Origin of the sequence: Mycobacterium sp. E1747, from assembly GCF_001667775.1 — a bacterium.
GTDB lineage: Bacteria > Actinomycetota > Actinomycetes > Mycobacteriales > Mycobacteriaceae > Mycobacterium.
In genome coordinates this window covers 1-24529 of the sequence record NZ_LZJI01000081.1, presented here as the reverse complement: position 1 = coordinate 24529, position 24529 = coordinate 1, and the positions used below count along the sequence as shown (strand labels likewise).

Annotated in this window: 19 protein-coding genes and 1 pseudogene; 4 read left to right on the top strand and 16 right to left on the bottom strand. The window is 69.9% G+C overall.

The window, feature by feature from the left end:
- Positions 1–25 precede the first annotated feature (25 nt).
- The 10 genes from A5695_RS08450 to A5695_RS08405 all read right to left on the bottom strand — a co-directional run bounded on the left by A5695_RS08450 (position 26) and on the right by A5695_RS08405 (position 13622).
- Positions 26–895 (bottom strand): ESX secretion-associated protein EspG, encoded by an 870-nt coding sequence (locus tag A5695_RS08450; protein WP_068079919.1) that lies wholly within the window; start codon positions 893–895, stop codon positions 26–28.
- A gap of 10 nt (positions 896–905) precedes the next feature.
- Positions 906–1196, bottom strand: coding sequence for a WXG100 family type VII secretion target (locus tag A5695_RS08445; RefSeq protein ID WP_067278112.1), 291 nt, complete (start codon positions 1194–1196; stop codon positions 906–908).
- Between the two features lie 33 nt (positions 1197–1229).
- Positions 1230–1523: a type VII secretion system protein EsxG gene (gene esxG / locus A5695_RS08440; protein ID WP_067278108.1), complete on the bottom strand. Its 294-nt coding sequence runs from the start codon at positions 1521–1523 to the stop codon at positions 1230–1232.
- 63 nt (positions 1524–1586) lie between these two features.
- The gene (locus tag A5695_RS08435; protein ID WP_068079918.1) at positions 1587–3077 is read right to left on the bottom strand and encodes a PPE family protein; all 1491 of its coding nucleotides are present in this window, start codon (positions 3075–3077) and stop codon (positions 1587–1589) included.
- A 13-nt stretch (positions 3078–3090) separates the two neighbouring features.
- Positions 3091–3390, bottom strand: a complete 300-nt coding sequence (locus tag A5695_RS08430) for a PE family protein (RefSeq protein ID WP_068079915.1) — start codon at positions 3388–3390, stop codon at positions 3091–3093.
- Complete coding sequence (eccCa, locus tag A5695_RS08425; protein WP_068079913.1) at positions 3387–7349, bottom strand: type VII secretion protein EccCa; 3963 nt, start codon at positions 7347–7349, stop codon at positions 3387–3389. Before eccCa ends, A5695_RS08430 begins: the two co-directional genes overlap by 4 nt.
- A complete protein-coding gene (eccB, locus tag A5695_RS08420) occupies positions 7346–8941 on the bottom strand; it encodes a type VII secretion protein EccB (RefSeq protein ID WP_068079911.1) in 1596 nt (531 codons plus the stop codon). Before eccB ends, eccCa begins: the two co-directional genes overlap by 4 nt.
- Entirely contained in the window at positions 8938–10800 is a 1863-nt protein-coding gene (eccA, locus tag A5695_RS08415) for a type VII secretion AAA-ATPase EccA (protein ID WP_068079949.1), read from the bottom strand. The genes eccB and eccA overlap by 4 nt, the downstream gene beginning before the upstream one ends.
- 308 nt (positions 10801–11108) lie before the next feature.
- Positions 11109–12578, bottom strand: a complete 1470-nt coding sequence (locus tag A5695_RS08410; protein ID WP_068079909.1) for a PPE family protein — start codon at positions 12576–12578, stop codon at positions 11109–11111.
- A gap of 147 nt (positions 12579–12725) precedes the next feature.
- Positions 12726–13622 (bottom strand): class I SAM-dependent methyltransferase, encoded by an 897-nt coding sequence (locus A5695_RS08405; RefSeq protein ID WP_068079907.1) that lies wholly within the window; start codon positions 13620–13622, stop codon positions 12726–12728.
- A gap of 132 nt (positions 13623–13754) precedes the next feature.
- Here A5695_RS08405 and A5695_RS08400 point away from each other — a divergent pair, with 132 nt between their 5' ends.
- Entirely contained in the window at positions 13755–14225 is a 471-nt protein-coding gene (locus A5695_RS08400; protein ID WP_068079905.1) for a DIP1984 family protein, read from the top strand.
- Positions 14226–14466: 241 nt separating this feature from the next.
- On the opposite strand, the gene A5695_RS08395 is transcribed toward A5695_RS08400, so the two are convergent.
- From A5695_RS08395 to A5695_RS27390, 4 genes are all read right to left on the bottom strand, one after another.
- On the bottom strand, positions 14467–16476 hold the full coding sequence (locus A5695_RS08395; RefSeq protein WP_068079903.1) for a serine/threonine-protein kinase: 2010 nt from the start codon (positions 16474–16476) through the stop codon (positions 14467–14469).
- 7 nt (positions 16477–16483) lie between these two features.
- Positions 16484–17695, bottom strand: a complete 1212-nt coding sequence (locus A5695_RS08390) for a hypothetical protein (protein ID WP_068079901.1) — start codon at positions 17693–17695, stop codon at positions 16484–16486.
- Positions 17692–19053 carry a hypothetical protein gene (locus A5695_RS08385; protein WP_231974759.1) on the bottom strand — a complete coding sequence of 454 codons (1362 nt, stop codon included), beginning with the start codon at positions 19051–19053 and terminating at the stop codon, positions 17692–17694. The genes A5695_RS08390 and A5695_RS08385 overlap by 4 nt, the downstream gene beginning before the upstream one ends.
- Before the next feature lie 458 nt (positions 19054–19511).
- Positions 19512–20489 carry a sensor domain-containing protein gene (locus A5695_RS27390; protein ID WP_197515400.1) on the bottom strand — a complete coding sequence of 326 codons (978 nt, stop codon included), beginning with the start codon at positions 20487–20489 and terminating at the stop codon, positions 19512–19514.
- A gap of 157 nt (positions 20490–20646) precedes the next feature.
- On the opposite strand from A5695_RS27390, the gene A5695_RS08370 reads away from it, so the two are divergent.
- Together A5695_RS08370 and A5695_RS08365 are read left to right on the top strand one after the other, a co-directional pair.
- Positions 20647–21438 (top strand): sensor domain-containing protein, encoded by a 792-nt coding sequence (locus A5695_RS08370; protein ID WP_068079895.1) that lies wholly within the window; start codon positions 20647–20649, stop codon positions 21436–21438.
- Between the two features lie 44 nt (positions 21439–21482).
- Positions 21483–21902, top strand: coding sequence for a hypothetical protein (locus A5695_RS08365; RefSeq protein ID WP_068079893.1), 420 nt, complete (start codon positions 21483–21485; stop codon positions 21900–21902).
- Here A5695_RS08365 and A5695_RS08360 read toward each other — a convergent pair.
- Positions 21899–23032 (bottom strand): FHA domain-containing protein, encoded by a 1134-nt coding sequence (locus tag A5695_RS08360; protein ID WP_068079891.1) that lies wholly within the window; start codon positions 23030–23032, stop codon positions 21899–21901. The genes A5695_RS08365 and A5695_RS08360 overlap by 4 nt on opposite strands.
- 318 nt (positions 23033–23350) lie before the next feature.
- Between A5695_RS08360 and A5695_RS08355 the strand changes: the two genes are divergently transcribed.
- Entirely contained in the window at positions 23351–23890 is a 540-nt protein-coding gene (locus A5695_RS08355; protein WP_068079889.1) for a DUF4333 domain-containing protein, read from the top strand.
- A gap of 19 nt (positions 23891–23909) precedes the next feature.
- Here the strand turns inward: A5695_RS08355 and A5695_RS08350 are convergent.
- Positions 23910–24521 (bottom strand): annotated as a pseudogene (locus A5695_RS08350) (hypothetical protein); the annotation flags it as partial.
- Positions 24522–24529 lie beyond the last annotated feature (8 nt).

Genomic DNA, 24529 nt, shown 5'->3' with positions numbered 1-24529 from the left:
ATCGTTGCTCTCTTTTCCGTTGGGGTTACGCGTGTTGTGCGGTGAAATCTCGGGCCAGGCGGTGGCCGGCGAACCATTCGGACTCCGGCAGTAAAGCGGTCAGCTGTTCGATCGCGAGGGCGATCGCAAACGGTGTGCCGGGGGCGAACGTCGACACCCACTCGCCGTCGAACGCGCGGGAGGGGCTCACCAGCACGCGGCCCGCGGCGGCGTCGACGATGCTCATCCCCACCTCGGTGGTGGCGTGCCGGCCGTCGCGGTTGCAGCCGGCGACGACCTCGACGTAGCTGCGCGGGCCGTTGAACACCGACTCCACCACCGACCGGGCCGACTGCGGGATGCCCAGGTAATCAATAACTTCGGCCAGCGATGCGCCCGCGCGCAGCCGCTCGTCGGCCCGTGCGCCAACCCGGGTCGGCATGCTGAACGCGTCGAATCGGGCCGGCGGCTGCTGTCCCAGCCCGACACTGAGGACCGGAACCAGCGCCCGCGGGTCGTCGATGTCCATGGCGGTGAACGTGATCAGCTGCGCGCTGCGCAGCGCGACGACGGTCTTGGTGCTGGTGGCGGAGCGCTGCGCCACGATACCGCGCAGCAACTCGCCGGTGCCGGTATCCTTGGCGGGGCCCACGTAGCGCAGGTCGAGCCATCGCTCCGGGAAGCACACCACTCTGATCCAGTCGGCGACCGCGGGGTTGACGGCGCCAGTCTCCGATACCAGACCCATTTGGGTCAGCTCGGCTTGCTGACGGTCGAGAAACGGCTGGCGTTGCGCGGCATCGGTGTAGGGCGAGGTGATCGCCAGCACCCACGGGAAGCTCCCCGCCCCAATGGTTTCCGCTATGAACCAGGCGTGATCGACCGTCAGCTCGACGGCGTTGGGCTCAGCGCTCATCTAACACGAACTAGCCGCCCCACTTGGCGGCTTCGGCCTGGTCCCGGGCGAGCATGGACGTGGTGTTGGCCTCGTGGGTGCTGGCCATCGACTGGTAGGCGCGCACGAGGCTTTCCATCGCCTGGTTCCACTGGGCCTGCCAAGCCTGGTAGGTCATACCGGTGTCACCCTGCCAGGCGTTCGACAGCGTGGCCTGCTCGCTGGCGATGTCCGAACCGAGCCCCTGCAGCGTGCCGGCATAGCCGGCCATGTCGGCGGCGTGGCTCAACATCGCCGGGTAGTTGTACATGATCTGCGACATGAGAAGTCCTTTCGCGGTTGGTGGCTGCTTGATCTAAAAGGCGTTGTAGCCGGACGCGGCGGCGGCGTCGGCGGCCACGTAGGTTCCCGCGGCGTCGCCGAGGTTGGCCTGGGCGATGTCGAGCAGGGTGTTGACCCGGGCGGCGGCCTCGACGAAGCGGGCGTGCGCGGCCTGGAACGCGGCCGAGGACTCGCCCTGGTGGAACGCCTGCGCCGACATGGCTTCCTGCTCGGCCTGGCTGATGGTGCTGCGCATCAACGCCGCCTTGGCGCTGAAGGCGGACTGCGCGGCCACCAACTGGGGAATGTGAGCGTCCAACATACTCATGGTGCTTCCTCTCTCTGCGGTCTCATGGGGTTTCGGTGACTGACGAGCATCGGGCTGACTGCCTTATCCCCCTTCCCTCGGCTCGGTCGGGCGTGCCGGGTCGTGGTCCCAGGTGCCGGGCATCATCGGCGTCCTTGGGCCACTGCCGAATTCGCCGTCAGTGAGCTTGGTCAAACCGGCCGCGCGGAAGGTGTTCTCCTTGCGGGCGGTGCCGGCGAAGCCCAGCGTCCCGGCCCCGGCACCGGATGCCACCGCCGCGGCCAGCCGCTCGTCGTCGTCGTAGTCCGGGGGCACGCCGATGTCGGAATCCATGTCCGCGAACTCGTCGGCGTGGTCCCGCATCGTGGCCCGCCGGCGTCGCCGCGCGCGCGCCTCGGCCCGCGTGGCCGCCGCCGCGCCTGCCGCCGGAATGGTCGCCGCCGGCGCCTTGACGCCACCGCGACCACCGAGCGTCGGGCCCACGCCGGCATCCGGGTCACCGCCGTAGGCGACCAGGTAGGCCAGGCTGCTCGGCGCCGGGGCCGGCGCCGGAGCGGGAGCGGCACCGGAGCCCGCCGCGACCGAAGTGGCCGGCGCCCCAGCGGGAGTCGCCACCGTCGGGGCCAGCGCGACCGCAGGCAGCGGTGACGCCGGCTTGGTCGAAGCGACCAGCGGCGTCGCGGCCGCCCCCGCCGCCACCGGGGCGATCTCGGCGGGCGCGGTGAGCAGCGAACTCAGGCCGATGCCCAACAGCAGCGGGATGAGGAAGGGCGCGGTCAGGATCGCGCCCCAGGTCGGCCAACCGACCGCGTTGAAGAACACCTGGTAGGCGACGAAGAACAGCAGGGGGCCATTGGCGGCCAGCAGCGCCGGGAGGTTCGAGGAGAAGTTCTGCAGCATCTGCTGAATGTTCTGGAAGAAGTCCTGCAGGAGCTTGGACAGCTGCTGGAAGAAGTCGGAGATCGCGTTCCCGGGATTCGACGAGCTCCGCGCGGCGTTGACCGCGGCGTCGTTCGCCTCACCGCCCGGCCGCGCGATGGCCGGCGCCGGGGTGCTGCGCGGCGCGGAAGCGAGCGCGGCCCCCGAGGTGGCCTGATAGGCGGCCATGACGCTGGCGGCCTGGACCCACATCCGCGCGTAGTCGGCCTCGTTGAGCGCGATCGGAATCGTGTTGAGGCCAAAGAAGTTCGTCGCCACCAACACTGCGTGGACGGTGTGATTGGCGGCCAGCTCGCCCAGCGTCGGCATGGCCGTCAGGGCGGCGGTGTAGGCCGCGGCCGCGATCTCGTGCTGCGCGGCCACGCTCGCGCTGTCGGCGCTGGCCTGCTGCAGCCACGCCAGGTACGGCGCGTGCGCGGCCGCGTACTGTGCGGCCGTCGGCCCCTCCCAGGAACCCGCCTGGGTCTGGCCCACCAGGCCCGTGAGTTCGGCTGCCGCCGTTGCGTATTCGGCGCTCAGCGCGGTCCACGCGCCGGCGGCCGCCAACAACGGCCCCGGTCCGGGACCGGCGGCCAGCAGCGCCGAATGCACCTCGGGTGGCGAGGCCATCCAGAGGGGCGCAACGGGGGACGTCATGGTCAGGCTCCCTTTAGAAGCCGTACGTCGCGGCGGCCGAGGCGTCTCCGGCGAGATAGCTGGCGCCGGCTTCGCCGACGCCCACGCCGGCGCGGCCGAGCTCTTCCACGCCCTGGGCGGCGACGGCGGCGTGCTCTTGACCCTGCGCGCTGAAGCCGAGGGCGGTCTGCAGCGACACCGGATCCACCGCCGGCGGCACCACCGCGGTGATGGCCGGCGCGGCCGCCGCGTGCGCGGCCGCCAGCCGCGCCGTCAGCGCCTCCACCGCGGCGCTGGTCGCGGCCAGGCCCTCGGGAACCACTCGCAACGTCATGACTCTCCCCTTTCACCAAACATCGCGGCCTCACCCACCAGTGGGTTGACCAACTGCACGTACGTCGGACTGTCACTGTCGCCCAACAGAATCGCCCGCCCGGCAGGCAGCCGGCCGAAGCGCTGGCCCCGGATCTTGCCGCTGTCCTGGGGGTTGCCCGCCAGCATCAGCGTCGTCGCCTGCAAGTCGTTGAAGCGGCGTAGCAGCGGGTTGGTCATCAGGGCGTGCCCGGATCCGGTCGCGCGCGCCGTGACGATCACCCGCAGCCCCAAATCGGCTGCCTGCGAGAGAATTCCGATCAGCGGCGTCCATGGCCGCTGCCCGACGTACGGGCCGCTCATCGCCGGTGCGTCCGGTATCTGGTCGACGTCGTCGATGATCAGGTAGTGGGTGTGGCCCGCGTACGTCCACCGGGCCAGCTCCGCGGGCGACAACCCGGCCGGGGGACGGCGGGACTCGATGAGGTTGGCCAGGCCCAGCATCGCCGGGATGATGCGGTCGACGTTGGCGGTGTATTCGTTGTCGGCGAATAGCGGCTCATCGACCAGGTGCAGCCGTCGGTCCAGCACGGTGAAGGCCACCTGGTCCGGCGTTGAGTGCTCGCGGATGGTGCGAATGATGTGGCGCAGCAACGTCGTCTTGCCGGACTTGCTGTCGCCGAACACCATCAGCAGCGGCTCGTCGGCGAAGTCGACGACGACGGGTGCGAGGTCCTCCTCACGCTGGCCGATGACCACCTGCTCCGGGCCGCGGTAGAGCGCGCCGAGCGCCTCGGGCGCGAGGTTGGTCGGTAGCAGCCGCACCGGCGGCGCGGCCATGCCCGGGTAGCGGGCGTTGATCGCGGCCACCTGGTCGAGCTCGGGCTGGGCGAACAGGAAGTGCTCGGCGGCCATGGTCAACCCGCGGCCCGGCTGATCGTGCGGCACGGACTCCGCGGGGCGGCGCAGCGCGCCGGCGAGCCGCACGTTGCTGTCCCGCGGGTCGTGCAGCTTGAGCTCGAGTCGCAAGCCCAGGCCGTCGCGCATCGCCAGGGGCACCTCGAGCCAGCTCGGGGTGGTGATGACGACGTGGATGCCGTAGGCGAGTCCGACGTTGACCAACTCACTCACCTTGGCCAGTAACGGGTTCCGGGTGTTGAACTGGTCGGTGTTGTCACGGCCGAACGCGTACAGGTTGTCGATGACCAGGAACACCTCGCCGTACCCGTCGTCGGGTGCCGCGCCGTGCCGCTCCCGGAACATCTCGCGCCGCTGCCGGGACAGCAGCAACTGCTCGAGCTCGCCGAAGGTGCGCCGGATGCGCTCGGGTTCCAGCGCCGACGCGACGCTGCCGACGTGCGCCAGGTCCTCCAGCGCGCGCAGCTTCCCGCCGCCGTAGTCCAGGCAATAGAACGTGACGTCACGCGGCGAGTGCAGGCTGGCCGCCGACAGGATGAACGTCTGCAGCGCGGTCGATTTCCCGGACTTGGGGCCGCCGTGGATCACCACGTTGCCGGCCGACGAGGTCGCGTCGAACACCAGCGGATCGCGGCGCATCTCGAAGGGCTTGTCGATCTCGCCGAGCGGCCATTGCCACTGGCGCTGCGGCACCGCGGCGCGGGCCAGCACCGCGGTCAGCGGGATCGGCTCGTCCAGCGGCGGCAGCCACAGCTGCGGCGCGCGCGGCCCGTAGCGCGCCAGCTGGTCGCCGATGGTGGCGATCAGCTTGCGCGGTGGCCCGGTGAAGTCCTCGTCCTCGGCGGTCGGGATCACCATGTCCTGCTCCGGTTCCACCCGTCCGGCCGTGAATAGCTTGGGCTCCGGAACCGCGTGCACCACAAGGGCTTTGGTCTTCTGCGGTGGGTCGTAGATGCCGTCGACATAGGTGCTGCGGAACTTGATCGGAGTCGCACCGGGGGCGGGCACCAGGAAGCCCACGCCCTTGTGTTCCTTGCCCGATTCGATGTGGTAGGCGTCCTCCACGCCGATGATCTGGCGCGAAACGCTGGGACTGGCCACCTTCAACCCGATCCGGTACGAGGTGTTCTTGTCGATGTCCTTGATCTTGCCGACGTCCAGCGTCTGCGACGCGAACAGGATGTGGATGCGGAACGAGCGGCCCTTGCGGGCAACGTAATCGAACAGCTCCGCGTATTCCGGGTGGTCGGCCAGCATCAGGGTGAACTCGTCGGCGACCACGAACAGCGTCGGGATCGGCGGTAGGTCGTGCCCCGCCGCGATCGCGCCCTCGTACTCCACCACCGAGTTGAACGCGCTGCCCTGCACGCGACGGCCCGCCTCGCGCAGCAGCGTTTCGCGGCGGGCCACCTCACCGCGCAGGGTGTCGGCGAACCGGTCGGCCAGCGACTTCTTCTCGGCCATGTTGGAGATCACCGCGACCACCTGCGGGAAGTGGCGGAAGCTGTCCGCGCCGGCCTCGCCCTTGAAATCGGCGTAGATCACGATCAGCCGGTCGGCCGAATGGGTTGTCAACAGCGACAACAGGATCGACATCAGCGTTTGCGACTTGCCCGACCCGGTCATACCGATCATCAGGCCGTGCGGGCCCATGCCGCCCTCGGCTTCGTCCTTGAGGTCAAAGAACAGCGGCTCACCGGTCGCGGTGACGCCGATCGGCACGCGCAACTCGTCCTCACGGCGGCGCGGCGCCCACAACGTCGGCACGTCCAGCCGCGAGGCATCCGGGATGCCCAGCAGCGTGGTGAACGTAGCGCCGCGGGTGGCCGCGGAGCGCAGCCCGGTGTGGGTCGGGTTGGAGTCCCAGCGCGACAGCTGACGCGCCAGGTGGGCCGCCTCGTCGGCACCGAGCAGGTCGGCGTCGTCGATGTAGGGCTGCCAGCCGCCGGTCTGCCAGCGCTCGATCGCGCCGTTAACGACGCGCAGGATCGGCTTCTCCGGGTCCGAATACTGCTCGCGGTGCGGCGGGGTGGCGGAGCGGTGCACGACGGTGACGCCCGCGCGGCCCAGCGCCAGCGTCGACGTGCTCAGGTCGAAGTCGGGGTCGTCGACAACTATCAGCAGGTGCCGCAGCGAATCGGCGGGCTCGCCGGTGAACGCCGGCCGGTCGACGTACGCGGGGCCCAGCAGCAGAACCAGCTCGTCGGGATTGGTCGACAGAAGGCGGGCCGGGCCCACGCCGTCGAACTCGCCCGGAACATCGGTGTGGGCAAGCCATTTCAGCCAGGACCAGTCGGGGCTCTCCAGGTCGCGGGTGACCAGCGCCACCCCCAGCACGGTCGGGTCGTGCCACGTCACGGCCTGAGCGACCCAGGCGCGCATCGCCGCCCGGGCATCCTCGGGCTCACCCAGCACGGTGATCCGCGAGACCTTGGTCAGGTCGATCCCGGTCGGCACGTCACGCACAATGCGGTGGGTGTCGAGCAGGCTGCGTAATGCGCTGTGCGACACCGGCTCCAGGTCGACCTCGTCCGCGGTGTCGTTCACGCGCAGCGCGGTGCTCAGGGGGGCCTGGTGGCGGCCGGCGCGCAGCACCAGGAAGTCCGGGTCGTGCGGGTCACGCTCCCATTGCCGGCGCGACCCCGGCACGCCGGCCAGGGCCGCCGGGTCCGGATGCGACCACTCGGCGGCCGCCCGCTGCTGAGCAGCTTGGGTGCGGATGTTGTCGCGGACCACCGACAGGTAGCGCAAGTAGTCGGCGCGTTCGGCGTCGACCTCTTCGGTGCGCATCTTGTTGTCGTTGCCGCGGTACATGGCGGTGGCCGCCAGCAGCAGGACGAACGGGAAGAACAGCGTCTGCGGGGAGATGAGCCGCATGCCGGTGGCGAACAGGGCGACGACCATCCCGACGATCAGGATCACCAGCACGTACGGCATCGCCCGGCGCAGGAACGACGGCGGGATCACCCGGGGCAACTCGGGCGGGGCCTCGATGTTGATGGTGCCCTTGCGGGTGACCGGCGGCGCCAGCCGGCGGCGTGCTTCGAAGATGAGTCGGCTCATCGGGGCGCTCCCTCTGCTGATGCCGCGCGGCCGGGCTTGGTGTCGGGCGCCAGTGCGTCGTGGGCCAGCAGCGCGTCCGCGCGCGACAGCGTCGGGCCGCTGGCGAACAGCGAGAGGACCGACCACGGGACGGGCAGCGCGGGCTCGCTCAAGCCCAGGGCCTCAACGGTTTTGCCGCGTCCGGCGGCCGAGTTCTCCGCCTCGTTGTCGATGCCGTAGCGAACCCCGGTATCGGACACCCAGAACAACGACCCCGCGCCGGGGGCATCGGCGCCGCCGGTGACCGTCTGGGCGAAGTAACCGGTGCCCGGCGCCAGGGCGACGCGCGTGGCGGTGGCCGGGGAGGCGCCCCCGACCAGGTCGACGGTGCGGATGGATTCGGGCACCGGCAGGGTCGAGCCGGACAGCAGGCTCAGCGAGCTGGTGGCGGCGCCGGCGGGCTTGCTCCAATAGGCGCACGTGACAGGAGCTTTGGCCGCGTCGACGAGGGTGATCTGCTGGTCGGGATAGCGCGCGGTGTCGAGCATCCGGGACACCGGCAGCTTGGCCACCGCGTCGGCACCCAGCCGCGGCGGCTGGTCCAGGCCGTAGGAGTTGGTGTTACGCAGGATCGCCGCGAGCACCGGGGAGATGGGCTGCAGGCCGTCCGGGAGCACCGCGTAGTAATGCGCGGCGCCCGGTGAATTCTGTTCCAGGGCAAAGGAAACCACGACCGCCCCGATTGGCGCCGGCACGCTGAAGCCGGCCGGGGCACCGGCGTTCGGGATGGCGGGCGCCGTCAGCGACGGCGCTTCGGGGATGGCGTTGAACAATCCCAGCGCGACGGGCCGCGGCGCGGGCACCTCGGTGTTGTTCAGCCCCAAGCCGAGCGCGTTGGTGACGGCGTGGTCGGCCAGGTTGATCTGGCTGCGCCTGCCGTCCCAGAGCAGCCAGGTGTTGTTGCCGCTATCGACCAGGACGGCCTGTTTGGCGTCGAGCTTGGCCGCGCGCGCGCCGCCGCTGTCGGGGCGCCCGGCGATCACCGTGACACCGGTGCTGTGGATGGCGTGCGCCGTCCCGCCGATGCCGTCGCACACGGTCCAGTCGGCGTCGCGTGCGGTGTTTTGCACCATGCGTTCCGGCGCGCCCGGGATGCCGACCAGGTTGCCGCGTGGAAACCGGTCCAGCTCAGTGCTTTTCACCGTGGTCGGGTTGACGGGCTTGCCGACGATCAACCGGGCCGAGGTCAGGTTGAGCACCGGGTGCAGCTGGTCACCCACCCGCACGTACAGGGCGGCCGTCGACCGGTCGGCGAGCACGGCGTTGGTGCCCACCGTCCCGTTGGGCCGGATCAGCGAGAACACGAAGCAGCCCGCCAGGCCGGTGACGAGCAGGACCACGCCCATCAGCACCGCGCGCGACTGAGTGCGCAGCGGGTCGACCAGCATCCTGGTGTCATGCAGGGCGATGCCGGAAGCGATGCGCCGCATCACGAATCGCCAGCCACTGACCTGGTGGCGGGTGACGAAACCGCGGCGGTACTCGACCTTGTCGGGATTGTCGTTGACCGGGGTGCGTGACGCGAACGAACGCCGATCGTCGGATTCGGTCATGCGGGCACCGACAGCCCGAGTCCGCGCAACAACGGCTCCACCGAGTTCTCGACGTCTTGGTCGGTGATCGTCATCAGCTCCTCGTCACTGAATTCCCCGGTGCCGGCGTGCTCCGAATGGTCGAGCCGGAATTCGCGCTCTTCCTCGGAGCGTTCGACGATGTTGCGGACGAATCGACCGTTACCGGCGATGTCCAGGTTGCGCCGCGAGATTCCGTTGGCGTCGGGCGTCGACTCGGTGGCCAGCTTGGTGAACAACGCCTCCATGTGGTCGAGCGCGGCCTGTTCGAAGACGCTGTCGCGCTGCTCGGCCATCTTGTTCGCGATCTCGACGAGTTCCGACGGTGCGTAGGAAGGGAAGTCGATGTTGCGGGTGAACCGGGAACGCAGGCCCTCGTTGGTGTCCAGGAACTTGTCCAGATCGGCCCGGTATCCGGCGATGATCACCACCAGCCGGTCGCGGTCGTTCTCCATCCGCGCCAGCAGGGTGTCGATGGCCACCAGGCCGAAGTCGTTCTTGGCGCCGGTGGCCACCAGAGCGTAGGCCTCGTCGAGGAACAGCACCCCGTCGAGCGCGCTGTCGATGATCGCGTTGGTCTTGGCCTCGGTCTCGCCGATGTGCTGGCCGATCAGGTCGGCGCGGTGCACCTCGCGGATGTTTTCCCGCTTCAAAAGCCCGAGGCCGCAATAAATCTTGGCGACCACGCGGGCGATCGTGGTCTTACCGGTGCCGGGCGGCCCGGCGAACACGAGGTGGTGGGCGCGCTGCGCGACGGCGAGGCCGCGCTGCTTGCGCACGAGCTCCATGGCGACCGAGCTCTTCAGCCGCGACACCTGGTTCTTGACCTCGTCGAGGCCGATGAATTCGGCCAGCTGCACTTCGGCCTCGTGCAGCAACACGGCCTTGCGCTCGTGGGCCGCGGGATCGACGAAGTCCTCCGCGCTGGGCTCGGTGTCCGGGTCCCAGGGGTCGGTGCGCGCGTCGATCCGCGCCGCGGTGGTGGTCAGGATCCCGAAGCTGGTGTCGGACAAAGCCTGTTCGATTTGTTCGTTTTCCGGATGGGCCGCGTACAGATCCTGGAGCACCTCGCTCGCCGACTCCTCGTCGACGTGCGCCCGCAGCACCAGCGCCTTGGCCAGCGCTCCGTCGACCGCCGCGACCGCGACCGGACCGTCGGGCTCTTCCAGGTACGACAGCGCCGGGGCGAACATGCCCAGTCGCGCCAGCGCGGTTCCCAAGGCGATCCTTGCCGCGTGCGCGAACGCCTCGTCGAGCCCGGCGTCGTTCACGACCGGCGTCAGCAGCTTGACGACGTCCGACCAGCGCTCGGCGCGGTAGTTGAGGACGACGGCGACCCAGCGGGCTTCCCGCCAGCTCGGGCGGCGCGCGGTCAGTCCGGTGACGATCTCGTCGGCTTCGGCGAGGCGCCCCGCCTCCCCGGTCGAGGCCAGCCCCGCCGCATAGGCGAGGTGGAAATCGTCGGGGGTGGCGGCGCGGAACTGCAGATACAGTCCGGTGTCGTAGCGGAAACCTAGTTCACCCGGCGCCAGATCCACCTTGCGCTGCAACACCCCGGCCGTGCCCGCGGTCCGCGACACGGCCTCGAGCACTCGCAGGGACACATCGCCGGCAGCCGCGAGGCCCGTCCAAGCGTCGCACTGGTCGTGCGCGACCCGGGTTAGCGCGCTGAATCCGGAGCGGGCGGCGATCAGGTCGGCCGGCCGCCGACGCTGGTAGATCGAGATGCCGAGCGCGCGGCAACACGTGGCGAACCGGGTGACGACGTCACCGTCAACCCTGGAGTCCGCGCGAGAACTGACGGGCTGAGCTGCGAGCACGCCGGCATCACCGAGTTCCACGGCCACGTCTCTCCATTTGTGTAGCCTCCCCTAACTTAACGCGCCTGAAGTTAGCATTGCATAAGCTAAGTGTCGAGGCACGGGGGCCCGTCCGACTCACCACACCACTCCCACTTCATCGCCGCTAATGAGGAAGCTCAGCGGCATTATCGTCCGTATTTTCGGTCTTCTGCCCCCGCGCAGCGGGTTGGCAGGCCGCTGCCAGCCCCTCTAAGCGATCGAGCTTATCGAAAACCATTTTCATTAGCAATCCGAGAATGCAGCCAATAGTCGTCCGCCGCACCCGAAAAGTTCCGGCCCGCGCGTCGCTAGTCCCCCTGCCACGAGCCCGGCAGCAGGGGCAGCGACGGCCCGCCGCCGAAGTCGTCGCCGGCCAGCGTCGCCAGCCCCGTCGCCTGGACGGAGCCCTTGCTTGCGGTTCCGGCGAAGCCCAACGTGCCGGCGCCGCTATCCGAGGCGGCCGCGGAGCTGGCCGGTGCGACCGGACCCTCGACGGTCGACCCGCCGTCGGGGTCCAGATCCATGAACTCGTAGCCGCGGTAGCGATCTCGCAGCCCCGCCTGCCGGAGTCGACGCGCCCGCCGCTGCTCACGCGCCGATGCCGCTGCCGCCGCCGCGGCCGCCGCGGAATCGGGCTCCGGCGCCTTGCGTTGCGCCCCGGCGCCCATACCCGTACCCAAATCCAGGGTCGGACCGCCGACCAGGTAGGGGAAGGCGGTGCCCCCGAATCCGGCCGGGGGCGGTGTGGCACCAGCTGCCGACACCGAGGCCGGTGCGGGCGCGGGGGTGGACGCCGGGGCCGCGGACGCCGGGGACGCGACCGCAACGCTCGCCGGTGCGGCAGCGACCGCCGCGGGCAGTTGCGGGGCCTTCACGGCGGGCGTCCCGGCCGCGGCCGGGACGGGGACGGGTTTGGGCTGGATCGCGGCCAGCCCACTCAAACCCGCCGGGCCCGCTGCCGCACCAGCCGGCAGTGCGAGCGTGAGCGCCGCGAGCTGGGGGGCGAATGACTGAATCGCCTCGATCGCATGGCCGAATTCATCGACGATCAGCAGCCAGATGTCGCGCAACAGCTGCGTCAGCGCCCCGGACGGGTTCTCGGGAAACTCCTCCAAATCCCGTGCGATGGTTTGGAAGATCTCGGTGAACCGGTTGATCCACCAGCTCAGCTGGTACGAGTTGCCGCCGTCGTTGTCGACGATCCCGCCGTCGCCGTCGTTTTCATCGTCGGCGCTGTCCGCATGCAGGATGACCGGGGCGGGGTCAGTCTGCGGGGCCGACGCCACCGCCATGGTCGAGACCGCCTGGTAGGTGGACATCGTGGTGGCCGCCTGGACCCACATCCGCGCGTAGTCGGCCTCATTGACCGCGATCGGGATGGTGTTGATGCCGAGGAAGTTGGTCGCCAGCAACGCGCCGTGAACCGTGTGGTTGGCCGCGAGCTCCGGCAACGTCGGCATGGCGGCCAGTGCCGCGGTGTAGGCCGTGGCCGCGGTCTCGTGGCGGGCGGCGGTCGCCGCACTGTTGGCGCTGGCCTGCATCAGCCACACCAGGTAGGGCGCGTGGGCGGCCGCGTACTGCTCGGCGGTCGGCCCTTCCCAGGCGCCGGCCTGCGCGGCGGCCAGGGTCGCGGACAGCTCGTCCGCCGCCGACGCGTACGTGGTGCTCAGCGAACTCCAGGCCGCCGCGGCGGCCAGTAGGCCGGCCGGGCCTGGTCCGGCGCTCAGCTGGGCCGAATGGACCTCCGGGGGCAGGGCCATCCACACCGGTGCGGTCATCCCGCGACTCCTCGCCGGGCTGAGACCGTGCCGCCGGGCTGTTGGGCGGCACACGGATCAGCCCGGTGTTAGTCGGGGGCGGGCCCGCGAAAGTTCCCGCGCCGGGTCAACTCATCGAAAATCCATGAAAAGCCGGGCCGCGACGAGTCAGGCTTTGACCGCGCTCACCAGGGTGTTACGCGAGATCATCGACCCGGCGTCCGTGTCGGGTCCGGGCACCGGCCTGCCGTTCTGACGCAGGAAGTCGGCCAGCGGGGTGCCGACAGCGGTCCAGCCCCGGTCGCCAAACCATTCGGTCGCCGGTGCGACGCGCTCGTTGTAGACCAGCTGATAGAAGGGGCGCTCGGCACCGTCGGCGCGTTCCGCCTCGCGTCTCGCCTCGAAGTCGTCCTGATCGAGCGGCGCGCCGTCCTCCACGGCGACGTGGCTGCCGGGGGCGGCCAGGTTGTCGATGCCGGTGAACAGCTGCTCCTCCGCGGCGGCCGGGAGGTAGATGAGCAGGCCTTCGGCGATCCATGCCGATGGCCGGGTGGGATCAAACCCGCTGTCGCGCAACGCCTGCGGCCAGTCGTCGCGCAGGTCCACCGCGATCTCGCGGCGCTCGGCCTTGGGTTGGGCGCCGTGGCCGGAGAGCACCTCACGTTTGAAGTCGAGGACCTGGGGTTGGTCCAGCTCGAAGATCGTCGTCCCGGCCGGCCAGTCCAGCCGGTAGGCCCGCGAGTCCAGTCCGGCCGCCAGGACGACCACCTGGCGTACGCCCGCGCCGGCGGCGCGGCGGAAGTACTCGTCGAAGTATTTGGTGCGGGCGCCCTGGAAGTCGACGAAATACGCGCCCCAGTCCGGGGTCTTGAGTTGGTGGTCGGGGAGCTTGCCGTCGAGGACGTCGGCCGCCCACCCTCCGACGGCGCGGCAGAACAGCTCCGCGTACGGGTCGACGGCCAGCGGGTCCCGCTTTTGCGCCTCGAGCGCTCGGGCGGTCGCCACGAATAAGGCCGTCGAACCGACACTTGTTGTGATGTCCCAGGTATCGCCTTCACTACGCACGAATTCGACAGTACCGGCGGTCGGCGACGGCCGGCCGCCCGGTCGGTGGCCGCGGGGCCGGCGGCGCCCGCTGACGAGCCCATCTCGACTTATCCTGTCTGGGCAGGTGCGCCACCGACCGGAGGGAACATCGTGAAGTTGGCCGAGGCGTTGTCACTGCGGGCCGATGCGCTGCGCCGTATCGAACAGTTGCGCACACGCATCGTAAGCAATGCCCGCTATCAGGAGGGCGAAGAGCCCGCCGAAGACGCGGCGGCGTTGCTCGCCGAAGTCGAGGGCGTGCTGGGCGAGTACGAAGCCTTGATCAGGCGGATCAATCGCACGAACGCGGCGACGACGATCGGCGCAGACGGCACGCTGACCGACGCGTTGGCGCGCCGGGATGCGTTGCGTTGGCGTCACCATGTTCTCAAGAGCGCCGCGGACGCGGCGGCCGGGAGCACTCAGCAGGGCTACTCGCGGCAATTGCGTTCCGAGCTAAAGATGTTGTCCGCCTTGACCGTTGCGGATGTGCGTGCGCAAGCCGATCAGGTAGCTCGCGAGCTTCGCGAGCTCGACGTGCGGATCCAGCGGTCGAACTGGGAGGTAGACCTGTTGGAGTAGGGGTTCCGGGGTGTAGCAGGTAGTCGTCGCGGAGGCGCGCACGAGCCCTGACCGGCGGGCCAAGTCCGGTCTCTCCTGGCGCACGGAGGGCAGTGCAGGGGGTTCGACTCCCCTCTTCACACCGCAGCCCAGCATCGCGCACAGGTGACGGGGCACAGCGCACGGCACATCACCGCGTGTGGATCCGTGACGGCGAGGGTGGGCACGGGGCATACACCGAGCGGTTCCAACGCAGACATCGTCAGTGGATCTGGCTGGCGAGCTTGGTGACCAGCGCGGTGTTGAGGTAGCTGGTGGCGGCCGGGCCGCCGGAGTTGAGGGCGACGATGGTCGCGGGGTCGTCGACGATGACCAGGGTGCCGCCGAAACTGCTGTATCTGGTGGGCAGGCCGCCGTACCCCCCACCGCCGGCGCCGGGGTCGGTGCGGAGCAGCAGCATGACGTCGTTGCGTTGAGCGATGTAGTCGGCGTCGTTGATATTGAACGGGACTTGTGCCGGACCGCCGGGGGTGCGCTTGTAGTAGGTGTTGTAGGTGAAGCCGATGCTCTCGAGGTAGCCGCTCGGCGGTGACGGGGTGGCGGCGGCGGTCGTGGCGGCGCCGGTGTAGTTGACCACGACGATGGACTTGCCGGAAAAGGCGCCGTGCTCGGTGCGGATGGAGTTCTGCTCGGATTGTGCCTTGTCGACTAGGGTTTTGGCCGTGCCGGTTCGGCCGAGGGCGGTGGCGATCCAATTCAGCCGCGCCTGCCAGGTCCAGTCTCCGGTGTTGTCGGCGGGTGGGGCGAGAGTGGGCGCGATCCGCGCCAGCGCGTTATAGGTGGGTTGGTCGATGTCGCCGGTGTCGATGATGAGATCGGGTTTCGCGGCGGCGATCACCGCGGTGTCGGCGGCGGCGAACACCGGCGGGGATGAGTGCAGCAGCGGTTGCAGCCAATTCGGCACGGTCGCGTTGGCCACGTTCATCAGGACGGGCTGAGCGCCCAGCGACAGGACGGCATCGGCATCGCCGGGTCCGAGCGCGGCGATGGCCATCGGGCGGTGTTGGATCTTAACGGTGCCGAATTTGGTTGCGAGCGTTTGTGGTTCATAGGGGCCCAGGCCGCCGCCGCGGCCGAACAGGTGGATACCCACGACGGTGGCGGCGGCCAGCACCGCAACAAGGGCAGTCGCGGCCAGGACGAGGCGAGTGCGTTTGCGCCGCTTGGCTTTCGACGCGCCGAACGAGGGGGGCATGCCGGCGAACGGTTGGGGCGCTGCGTGGCGCGGGGGCCCGGCCGCTCCGCGGGGGTCGTACGCGGGCCACCCGGGCGCCGACGCCAGTCCGGGAGGCACGGTCGGTGGATAGGTCACCGTTGGATTGGTCGGGTTGCTCGCCGGTGGCCCGCCGGAGCCGGTAAGCGGCACGGGCGCGGGGTTGCCGGTCAACGCGGCCGCGGTGGCAGCCGCCAGCGCACCGGCGGTTTGGAAACGCTCGGCGGGGTCTTTGGCCAGCGCCCGGGCCATCACGTCGTCGATCTCGCGGGGCAGGGTCGGGTTGATGTCGGTGGGGCGCGGGACGGGCCGCATCAGGTGTCCGGCCAACATGGCCGACAACGAGCTGTCCTCGTAGGGGGTGCGGCTGGTCAGGAGCCGGAACAGGGCGCATCCCAGCGAGTAGATGTCGCTGCGGGGGTCGGCCGACCGGCCCTCGATGGTTTCCGGTGCGGCATAGGCGGCGGTGCCGACCATGGAGCCCGTGGCGGTCAGCGTGGTGGCGTCATCAAGGGCGCGCGCAATACCGAAGTCGGCCAACAAGACTCGCTCATGGTCGCTGCCGGGCGCTGAGACCAAGAAGTTTCCGGGTTTGATGTCGCGGTGCAGCACCCGCCGGGAGTGCGCGTAGTCGAGTGCGGCGGCGACGTCGGTGACGATGCGCACGATGCGGGTCGGGGTGAGATTGGCGCGGTCCAGGTCGTTGGCTGCGGTTCCCTCGACGTACTCCATGGCGATCCACAGGTGTCCGTCATCGGTCTCACCGCGGTTGTAGACCCGCACGATGTTCGGATGGTTCAGGGTGGCGGCCAGGTCCGCCTCGCGGGTGAAACGCACCCTGAACTGGTGGTCCACGGACAGCTCGGCCGACAGGATTTTCAACGCATCGCTGCGGGGCAGCGTCGGATGGCGGGCCAGGTACACCGTGCCCATCCCACCGGAGCCGAGCACACCTTCGATCCGATATCCGGCGATGACCGTTCCGACAGCGAGGGGCATCAGGCGCTCATTTCCCGGTGAGCAGGCGGTATTGGGCGGCCATCATCTGGTGCAGCGCATTCTCTTGTTCGTTCTGCATCTCATAGGCGTAGCGGTCCGCACGCGCCACACACCAGTAGCCCAACGTCTCGTTGAAGCATTTCGCCTGGGGCATGCCGCTGATCCCGCCGACTTGGTGCGGGCCGGACATGTCGGCGACGATGCGTGCCGCCGCCCCGGCGTCGGGGGCTTGATAGACCCGGGTTTCCAGAACGTAGGCCACCTGTTGCACGTTGGCGGACTTGAACAATGCCTGTAGGTGCACCGGGTCGTCGGCCTCCAGGTGTAGGGCGCCGTGCGCGTCATAGATGCCGTCGTTGATCGACTCGTTTTCGGGTCGGGGCGCCACGGTGCGCGCCATCAGCCCGTCGGGGTCCAGGGGAAGTCGGGCCATCTGGTCCGGCGGAGTGGGCTTGAAGGCATCGATCAGGGGCTGCTGCAGATCCAGTGTGGTGGCGATCAATTGTGCTGCGAGATCGGCGGTGTCGGCCGACGTCGCAGTTTGGGCGAGCAGGTATTGGCCGTGGGCGCTCAGGGCGGTCACCGAGAAACGTGGACCACCCGGGGCGGGGTACTGTGCGGTCCAGTCGAACCTCAGCGCGTCCGTACCCGGATGGCGGGGAATCGAAAAGTGCTGCGTGGGAAGCGGTTTGCTGTCGAATGGCATCGTCAGGGTGGCGCCTTTGGCGGCCATCTCGTCGGCCGCGGCGGTCGCGTCGGCCGGGCTGGCGAGCTCCAACACGATGTTGAGCAGACCCTTGTAGGGGCCTTTTTCGGTGTGACGCGAACTGGAAAACCCGGCCAGTAGGTTATGGCCGCGCAGCGCGTCCCCCATCGGAATGCCCAGCAACGCGTTGACCGCATCGGTGTCCTTGACCACGCCGGAATCCAGTTGGGCGTAACCGGTCAGGTCACGATCGACCCCCCAGGGGCCGACGACGGCGCCGGCCAGGCGGCGTCCTTCGGCCCAGCCGCCGCGCAGCGCGTCGCCGGCGGTGCCCAGCGGGTCGCGCGGGGTGGTAGGAAAGTTCCCGGCATCGAGCAGCGCCAGGTCGACACCGTCGGAACCGTCCCCCGCCCCCGGGGCTTTGACGGCGGTCCCCGAGACGGTCGAACTGCATGCGACCGACAGCGCCGCGACCGCGACCGCGAGGCCCCCCGGGCGGGTGCGGCGCGTCACGGCGCGGTCAACATCAGGTATTGGGCCGCAACGATCTGGTGTGCCTCGACCTCCTGGGCGGCAGTGACTTTGAACGCGTAGCGATCGGCGGTGGCGAGGCACAGGAAGCGCACCGCGCCCAACTCGGTGGTGTCGGGGCCGCGGTCGAAGCAGCGCGCCGAGGGCAGCCCGTTGATGCCGGGGGCGGAGCGGTAGCCCAGAAAGGGAACGTCGATGCGGGCGAGCCCGTCGGCCGCCCGTTGCGCGCCGGTGGTGTCGACGGCCTCGTAGACGGTGGTGCGGTCGGCGGCGACGTGACCGATGCCGGCATCGGTGAACATCGCCTGGGTGGCCACCGGGTCAGGCCGGAAATGCAGCGCGCCGTGCGGTGGATATACCGCGGCCTGGTTGACGCTGGGGTCGGTGGCGGGCACGGTGCGCGCCAGCAGCCCGGTCGGGTCGGCGGGCAGGGCGGCCAGCTGCTCGAGCGGGGTGGCCTGGAAGTGGTCGGCCATCGGGCCTTGCAGGTCAAGGGTTTTGGCGATCATGTCGGCGGCCGCGCCGGCGCTCTCTTTGGAGCCGGCGAACTGGAAGAACACGTAGGGGCCGTGAGCGGTGAACGCTTCGGCTTCGAAGCCGCCCGACAACGGTGCCACGTTCGCCACCGTGTCGGGGTAGCGCGGGATTGACAGCCTGGTGGCCGGGACGTTGCCCGGCCGGACGGTGGCCATGTCGGCGGCGGCCATCGCCGCAGCCGCGTCGGTGGCATCCTGGGGGCCGGGGAAACGGAAGACCCCGTTGTCGAGGATCTTGGGTTTGTCCGTGGGCTGCTGGCCGCGTGGCGGTGGCGGGGTGACTCGCCCGCTGACGAAGCCCGCCACGAAGTGATGGGCCGCGGCGATCGCGGCAATCGAATCACCGCGCACCAGCGCCGAAAGCCGCCCCGCCTCGGGAAGCGCTGTGGTGGGCGCGATTTCGGCGCTCAGCGGGCTGACCATTGTCCCGTCGACCTGCCACGGGCCCGCCACAATGTCCGCCATCCGCTGGGCTTCGACCCGTCGTCCGGCCGCGTCGTCGGCGACGGCGCCCAGCGGCGGGCGCGGTCGCCGCGGATAGTTGCCGGGGTCGAGCAACCCCACGTCGGCCGCCGGTGGCGCCGGGCCGCCGGATTTGACCGCGTTGCCGGTGACCACCGTCGAGCAGCCGCTGCCCAGCACGGTCACCGCGGCAATCGGGGCGATCAGCAACGCCGGCGATCGCAGCCTGGCGCGAATCCGTTTCTCGCCCTCGCGGATTCGGCGACGTTCGGCCGGGGCAGCAGTGCCTGGCAGATGACCGATCCGCGGGGAGCGGTTACGCGGCGCGTCCCCATCCCCCATCCCTATCCCCTCGTTTCGGTGCCCACTGCAGGGCACCCGCGGCGATCCCGACCAGACCAGCAGAATGGTAGTCGCTACCACACACGCATCAGATTCGTTCGCTGATTTTGCCCCGCCGCTGCCAGGGCGGCGTTGCCCTCGCTCCCGCCCGGGGCCGTGCGCCGATACGGTAACTTCCGCGACGAAGTCACCGGCCCGCATGGATATCGTGGCGCAACGGCATCGGGCGTGAATCGTGGGCGTTGAGTGTGCGTCGAGGGCGACGATCGTCGGTCTGCACCGCCGGGTGTTCACCCTCGATGCCGTAAGCGCCCGCCGCTCGGACGTGGGTATCAATGTGCCTGATCCGGCCGGTTGACTGCGCGGCGAATTGGGGATCGCACCGCCGGAGCCAGCCGAAGGGCGCTGCGCACGAGGAGCATTTTGATCCCCGTCCTCGTTCGCGGCGACTGCGGCGGTCAGCCGGCGGAGACGCGCTCGGCCATCCGCGTGGCGATGGTGATCGCTTGATCGGTGCGGTTCTCACCGCAGCTGCGCACGTCGATGACGATGTTGTTGCGCGCAGCCAGGGCTCGCTGACATTGCCAGCCTCCGGCGCCCTCCTGGGTGTTGGTGACGCTGAGCATGCCGTCGCGGTTGGTGGCGGTGCCCGCCATCCAGACGCTGGTCGGCTCCCGGCGGGTCGTCAGGTGCAGGGTGGCGCCATTGCACTTGGGCCACGCCTGGGCCTGTTTGGCGACAAAGTCGTTGGCCGCCCTCGCGGTGGCGAAATAGATCGCGGCACTGTGGTTGAGGTGCCGGGCGCCCTCGCGGTCCTGCAGCGACTGGGTTCGAACCCCGATCCAGCCGCTGCCGTCGAGTTCCGACTCCAGCGCGGGCGCCTGGATCTCACCGCATTCGGGCCGGTCGGTAGTCAAGCCGCTGAAGGCGGTGTGGTCATTGCCCGAGTCGGGGGCCGGTGCGATGTCGGTGGCGCCCTCGATGCTGTTGATGGTCGCGACGTCCAGCATCAGGCCGGGCAGCGCCGACAACGGCACCGTGGGCGCCTCCGGTACCGGGCCCGGGCTGACCGGTACCGCGGAAGTCGTCGGCGCAGGCATCGCTGTCGAAGTCGCCGTGTCATCGGGGCTGGCGGCCACGTTGATCGCCAAACCCGCGGCCGCCAAAGTGACCACGGCCGCGGCCCCCACCGCGATCGGCGCCCACCTGGGCCAGCGTCGCCGCGGCCCAGGGGCGAACGCCGGGGGGTAGCCGGGCGTGACCCCCCAGGTGGGCGCTCCCGGCGGCATCGGCGGTCGCGGGGGCATCGGCGGAATTCGCGGTATCGGAGGTGGACCCGCGATCGCGAACGGCCTGCGGGGCAAGACGGCGGTGACCTCCTCCCCGGCGCCGGGCGGAGTCGTGCGGGTCATCGGGGGGTGCGGGTGAGTGGGCATGGGGATCCTTTGGAACGAGGTGATTGCGGTGGCTTTCCGCCGCATGCTCCGAATTGAAACATAGCGTTAGGCTCAGTGCAATGTTTATAACCGTTGCACTGCTTGGTTTTTATTGCTAGCGTCTCCGCCATACCCGAAGATCCGGCAGGAGGACCCCATGCGCGCCGCTTCGCTGCAAAATCACCACCTTGAACCGTCGAGCAGCGCACGCGGGCAGGACACCGCGAGCCGCGGGCCGCGCCTGGACCCCGCTGTGCGTTGGGCCCTGCTGGCCGTGGTCGGCCTGGTCCTGCTGCTGACCGGGTGCACCGCGACCAGCAGCGGTCGCCCGACGGCGGCCGCGGACCTGGGCCGGTGGCAGCCGCCGGCAATCCTGCCCCAGCACCTCGCCGAGCTGCTGCTCACCGAGAACGACGTCAACACGATCGCGCACACCACCGGCATGGCGGTACGTAAGCCGGTCTCACGGATGTGGCACGACGACGAGACGATCTCCAACTCCAGCTGCGTGGATGCCTACTCGCCCGCCGAAGCCACCGCGTACCGCGACAGCAACTGGACGGCGCTGCAAGGGCAGATACTCGACGACGCCTCACCGGTTGTGCGCGAGCACGCGCTCATGCAAGTCCTGATCGGCTTCCGTGACGCCGATTCGGCCCGAAAGTTCTTCGGCCAATCGAAAGCGCGCTGGTCCGGCTGCGCCAACCGCTCCATCATCATCACCGCGTCCGGGCACGCCCGCACCGCCTGGGATCTCGGCGCGCTGTCGGCCACTGACAGCACCTTGGCCATCGTGCAAACCCAGCCCAGTGGCCGCGGCCCCAGCTGCCAGCGCGCGCTCGGCCTGGTCAACAACGTCATCGTCGACACCCTGTGGTGCGGATCCGACACCACCACCCAGGCCAGCGACATCGTCTCCAAGACGACCGCCGCGATCGCGCAAGCGTGAACCATCCGTCGTACACCCCATCCCACACCCATCACGGAGGAACCATGTCCACGCCGTATCCCGACCCCCGTAACCCGTACGGCTACCCCCGGCCGCACGCCCACCCGCATCCCTATCCGCCGGCGCACCACGCCTCGCGGTCCGGCTATCCGGCCCTAACCGGCAACCAGCCGCTCTTCGCGGTACGGATCCGGAAACACACCGGCGCGGTGGTTTTGATGTTCAACCAGACCTACACGGTCACCGGGACCTTGGCCCAATGCGAGGCCGCACTGGACAACGCCCTGCTGCACAACCTGCTGGCCGGGTGGTGGAGCGTGACCTCCGTGCTGGTCTGGAACTGGCTTGCCCTACTCGAAAACCACAATGCGCGAAAGCGTTTGCGGCGCCAGGCCGCCGAACAGGCGCACGCCGCCCCCGCACCGCCCCACTGGACCTACTCCCCCGCACCGCCGCGGCGTTAACTGATCGTCAGCTGGGCGATGAGGTTCTCGATGGCCCGCGCGGCCTCGGGCGCGACGGGGCGCTCGGCTTCGGCGTCTTCGAGAACGGATACCGGCATCCCGGCGCCGTTGGCCGCCTCCTCGAGGCTCAGCTCCGCCCGGTGGCGAACGCCATAGAGCCGCTGGCCCAAGGTGGCCGCCGGCGAGCGCGCCGCGCGCATCATCAGATCGTTGTAGCTGCGCCGCACGCCGCTCAACGCCAGGATGACCGACGGGCTGCCTTTGGCGTTGCGCGCGGCGCTCGATGCCAGCCGCTCCAGCCGGCGCAGGTCAGCCAGGGTTTTCGTGGCCTTGGGGCTGAAGTCGGGATGGGCGGGGTCGGGTAATTCGGCGATGGCGGTAAGCAGGGTGTGCATCGCCAGTTCCACGGTCTCGGCCATCAGCGGCGCCTGAACCGAGTCGGTGAACGACTCGGTGGCCTCGTCTCCGGGGCCCGCGACCGGCCCGGCAGTCCGGATGGGGACGCCGGTGGGCGCCGGGGCCCCGCCCCGCCGGATGCGGGTGATGTGGCCCGTGGGCCAGTCCAGCACCCTCTCCAGCTTCTCCAGCGTGGCGCGCCGCGGCCAGCTGCGGCCCTTCTCGAAATTGATCAGGGCGCCTGCGTTGATGATGCCGTCGCGGTCGAGGCTGCGCTGGGAGATCCCCAGCTGCTGACGGCGCTCGGCCACCGCGCTGCCCGCGCGGATGACGCCGGGATCGCTTTCGTTGTCCCACCATTGTTCGTCCTCGGCATCGAACGGGCGCATGACCTGCGTCGGCTCCTCGGGTGGTGCGTCCGATCGGTGTTGTGGGGTCAGGGTCACCGCGATTCCGTCGGGCGCCCCCAGACAGATGGTGGTGGCGCCGGTGATCAGTACCGAGCTGCGCCGGATCCCGTCGACGAACATCCCATTGGTGCTGGTGTCGAAGGCCTGCCAGCCGTCGCGGTGCGGCTCGAGCCGAACGTGCGACCGCGAGATCCGCTCGTCGTCCACCTCGACCGTGGCCCCGCGGTCACGGCCGATGACGGCGACGCCGGCCGTCGGTGCCAGGGTGCGGGTTGCCCCGCCGACCCGCACGGTGAGCGCGGTCGTCGGTTGATCGGATGTCACTGTCGCTCCTCGGTCGGGTGGGCGCCCTACTGCTGCGGTATGACTCGGTGCACCACTGCTGCATGCTACCTGCGCATCGGTGCGGATCCGCCCCGGTAAATCCGCCGGGCATGCCCCGTGTCGCTGGCCCGATGCCAGGTCTCCGACGCCGTCCCACCTCCGCGTCGAAGTATCTTCGCAGGTAAACCATGATCTCCTCCGCCGGGGCGCCAGGGCGCCATTCCGCACCGTTTATAACCGTTGCATATGGCCTCTGCTTCGGTTAAAGTTCGAGCAGCGGCGGACTAATTCGCCCCCAGACCCGGAGAGGGGCCCTCGATGCAGCCACAGCAGCCCGTGACGCCACGGCAGAGCCTCCAACCGATCGCGCGCGGTCCCTTTGACGAGCCACCCACCCAACCGTTGGCCCGCCCCTTCGCCGGGCGGCCGCACCACTGGCCCCTCACCCATCCGCAGCCACCCATCGGGGCGAACTTGTGGTCGCCGACCACCTTGCCCCCCGGCGGGCCAGTACCGCGCCGCGGACACCTACCGCTCTACCTTGGCGCGGCCGCCACCCTGGCCGCCGCGGTCGCGGCCATCGCGGGCTTCTGGGCGCCCGGATTCCTCGTCACCAGGCAACTCGACGTCGCCGCCGTCCAGGCCGGCGTCGCCCACGTCCTGTCCGACCCGGCGGGTTACGGCGCCAGGGGCGTCAGCGACGTCTCCTGCAACGACGGGCAAAACCCGACCGTCACCAAAGGCGGCACCTTCACCTGCCAGGTGACCATCGACCACCTCAAACACCAGTTCGTGGTCACCTTCACCGACGACTCGGGCAGTTACGAAGTCAGCGCCCCGAAGGGCACCAAAATCTAGAGCCACGCCTCGACGCGCGCTACCGCGCTTCGCTGCCACCCTCCCAGCTGCCCGGCAGCATGGGAACCCTTGGGCCGCCGTCGAACTCGTCACCGTCCAGGGTGGCCAATCCCGCGGCGGTTGCCTCCCGGTAGCCGGTGCCCGCGAAGCCGAGCGTTCCGGCGCCGTTCTCCGATGCGATCGCCGTAGGATCGCCGGCCGGGGCGCCCCAATCCGGGTCGACGCCGACGTTGATGTCCGCGAACTCGTCACCGTGGTCGTGCCGCGTCGCGCGCCTGCGCCGTCGCGCCCTGGCCTGTCCGCGTGCGGCCGCGGCCGCTGCGGCCGCCGCGCTATCCGGTTCCGGCGCCTTTCTTTTGGCGCTGGAGCTGGCGCCGGTGCTCATCCCCGAGCCGGACCCGATGCCGGGTGGGGCGATGACGTAGGGCGGCGCGAAGCCCGCGGCGTGCGGCGGCGGCGGGGCGGGCGGTGCGGAACTGGCGACCGTCGTCGCGGTCGGAGCGGGTGCAGACACGGGGGCCGAGGCGGGAGCCGGGGCGGGCGCGACGCTGGTCGGTGCGATCGCCACGGCCGGCGATCCTACGGCGATCGCATCGGAGAACGGCGCCGGAACGCTCGGCTTCGCGGGCACCGGCTACC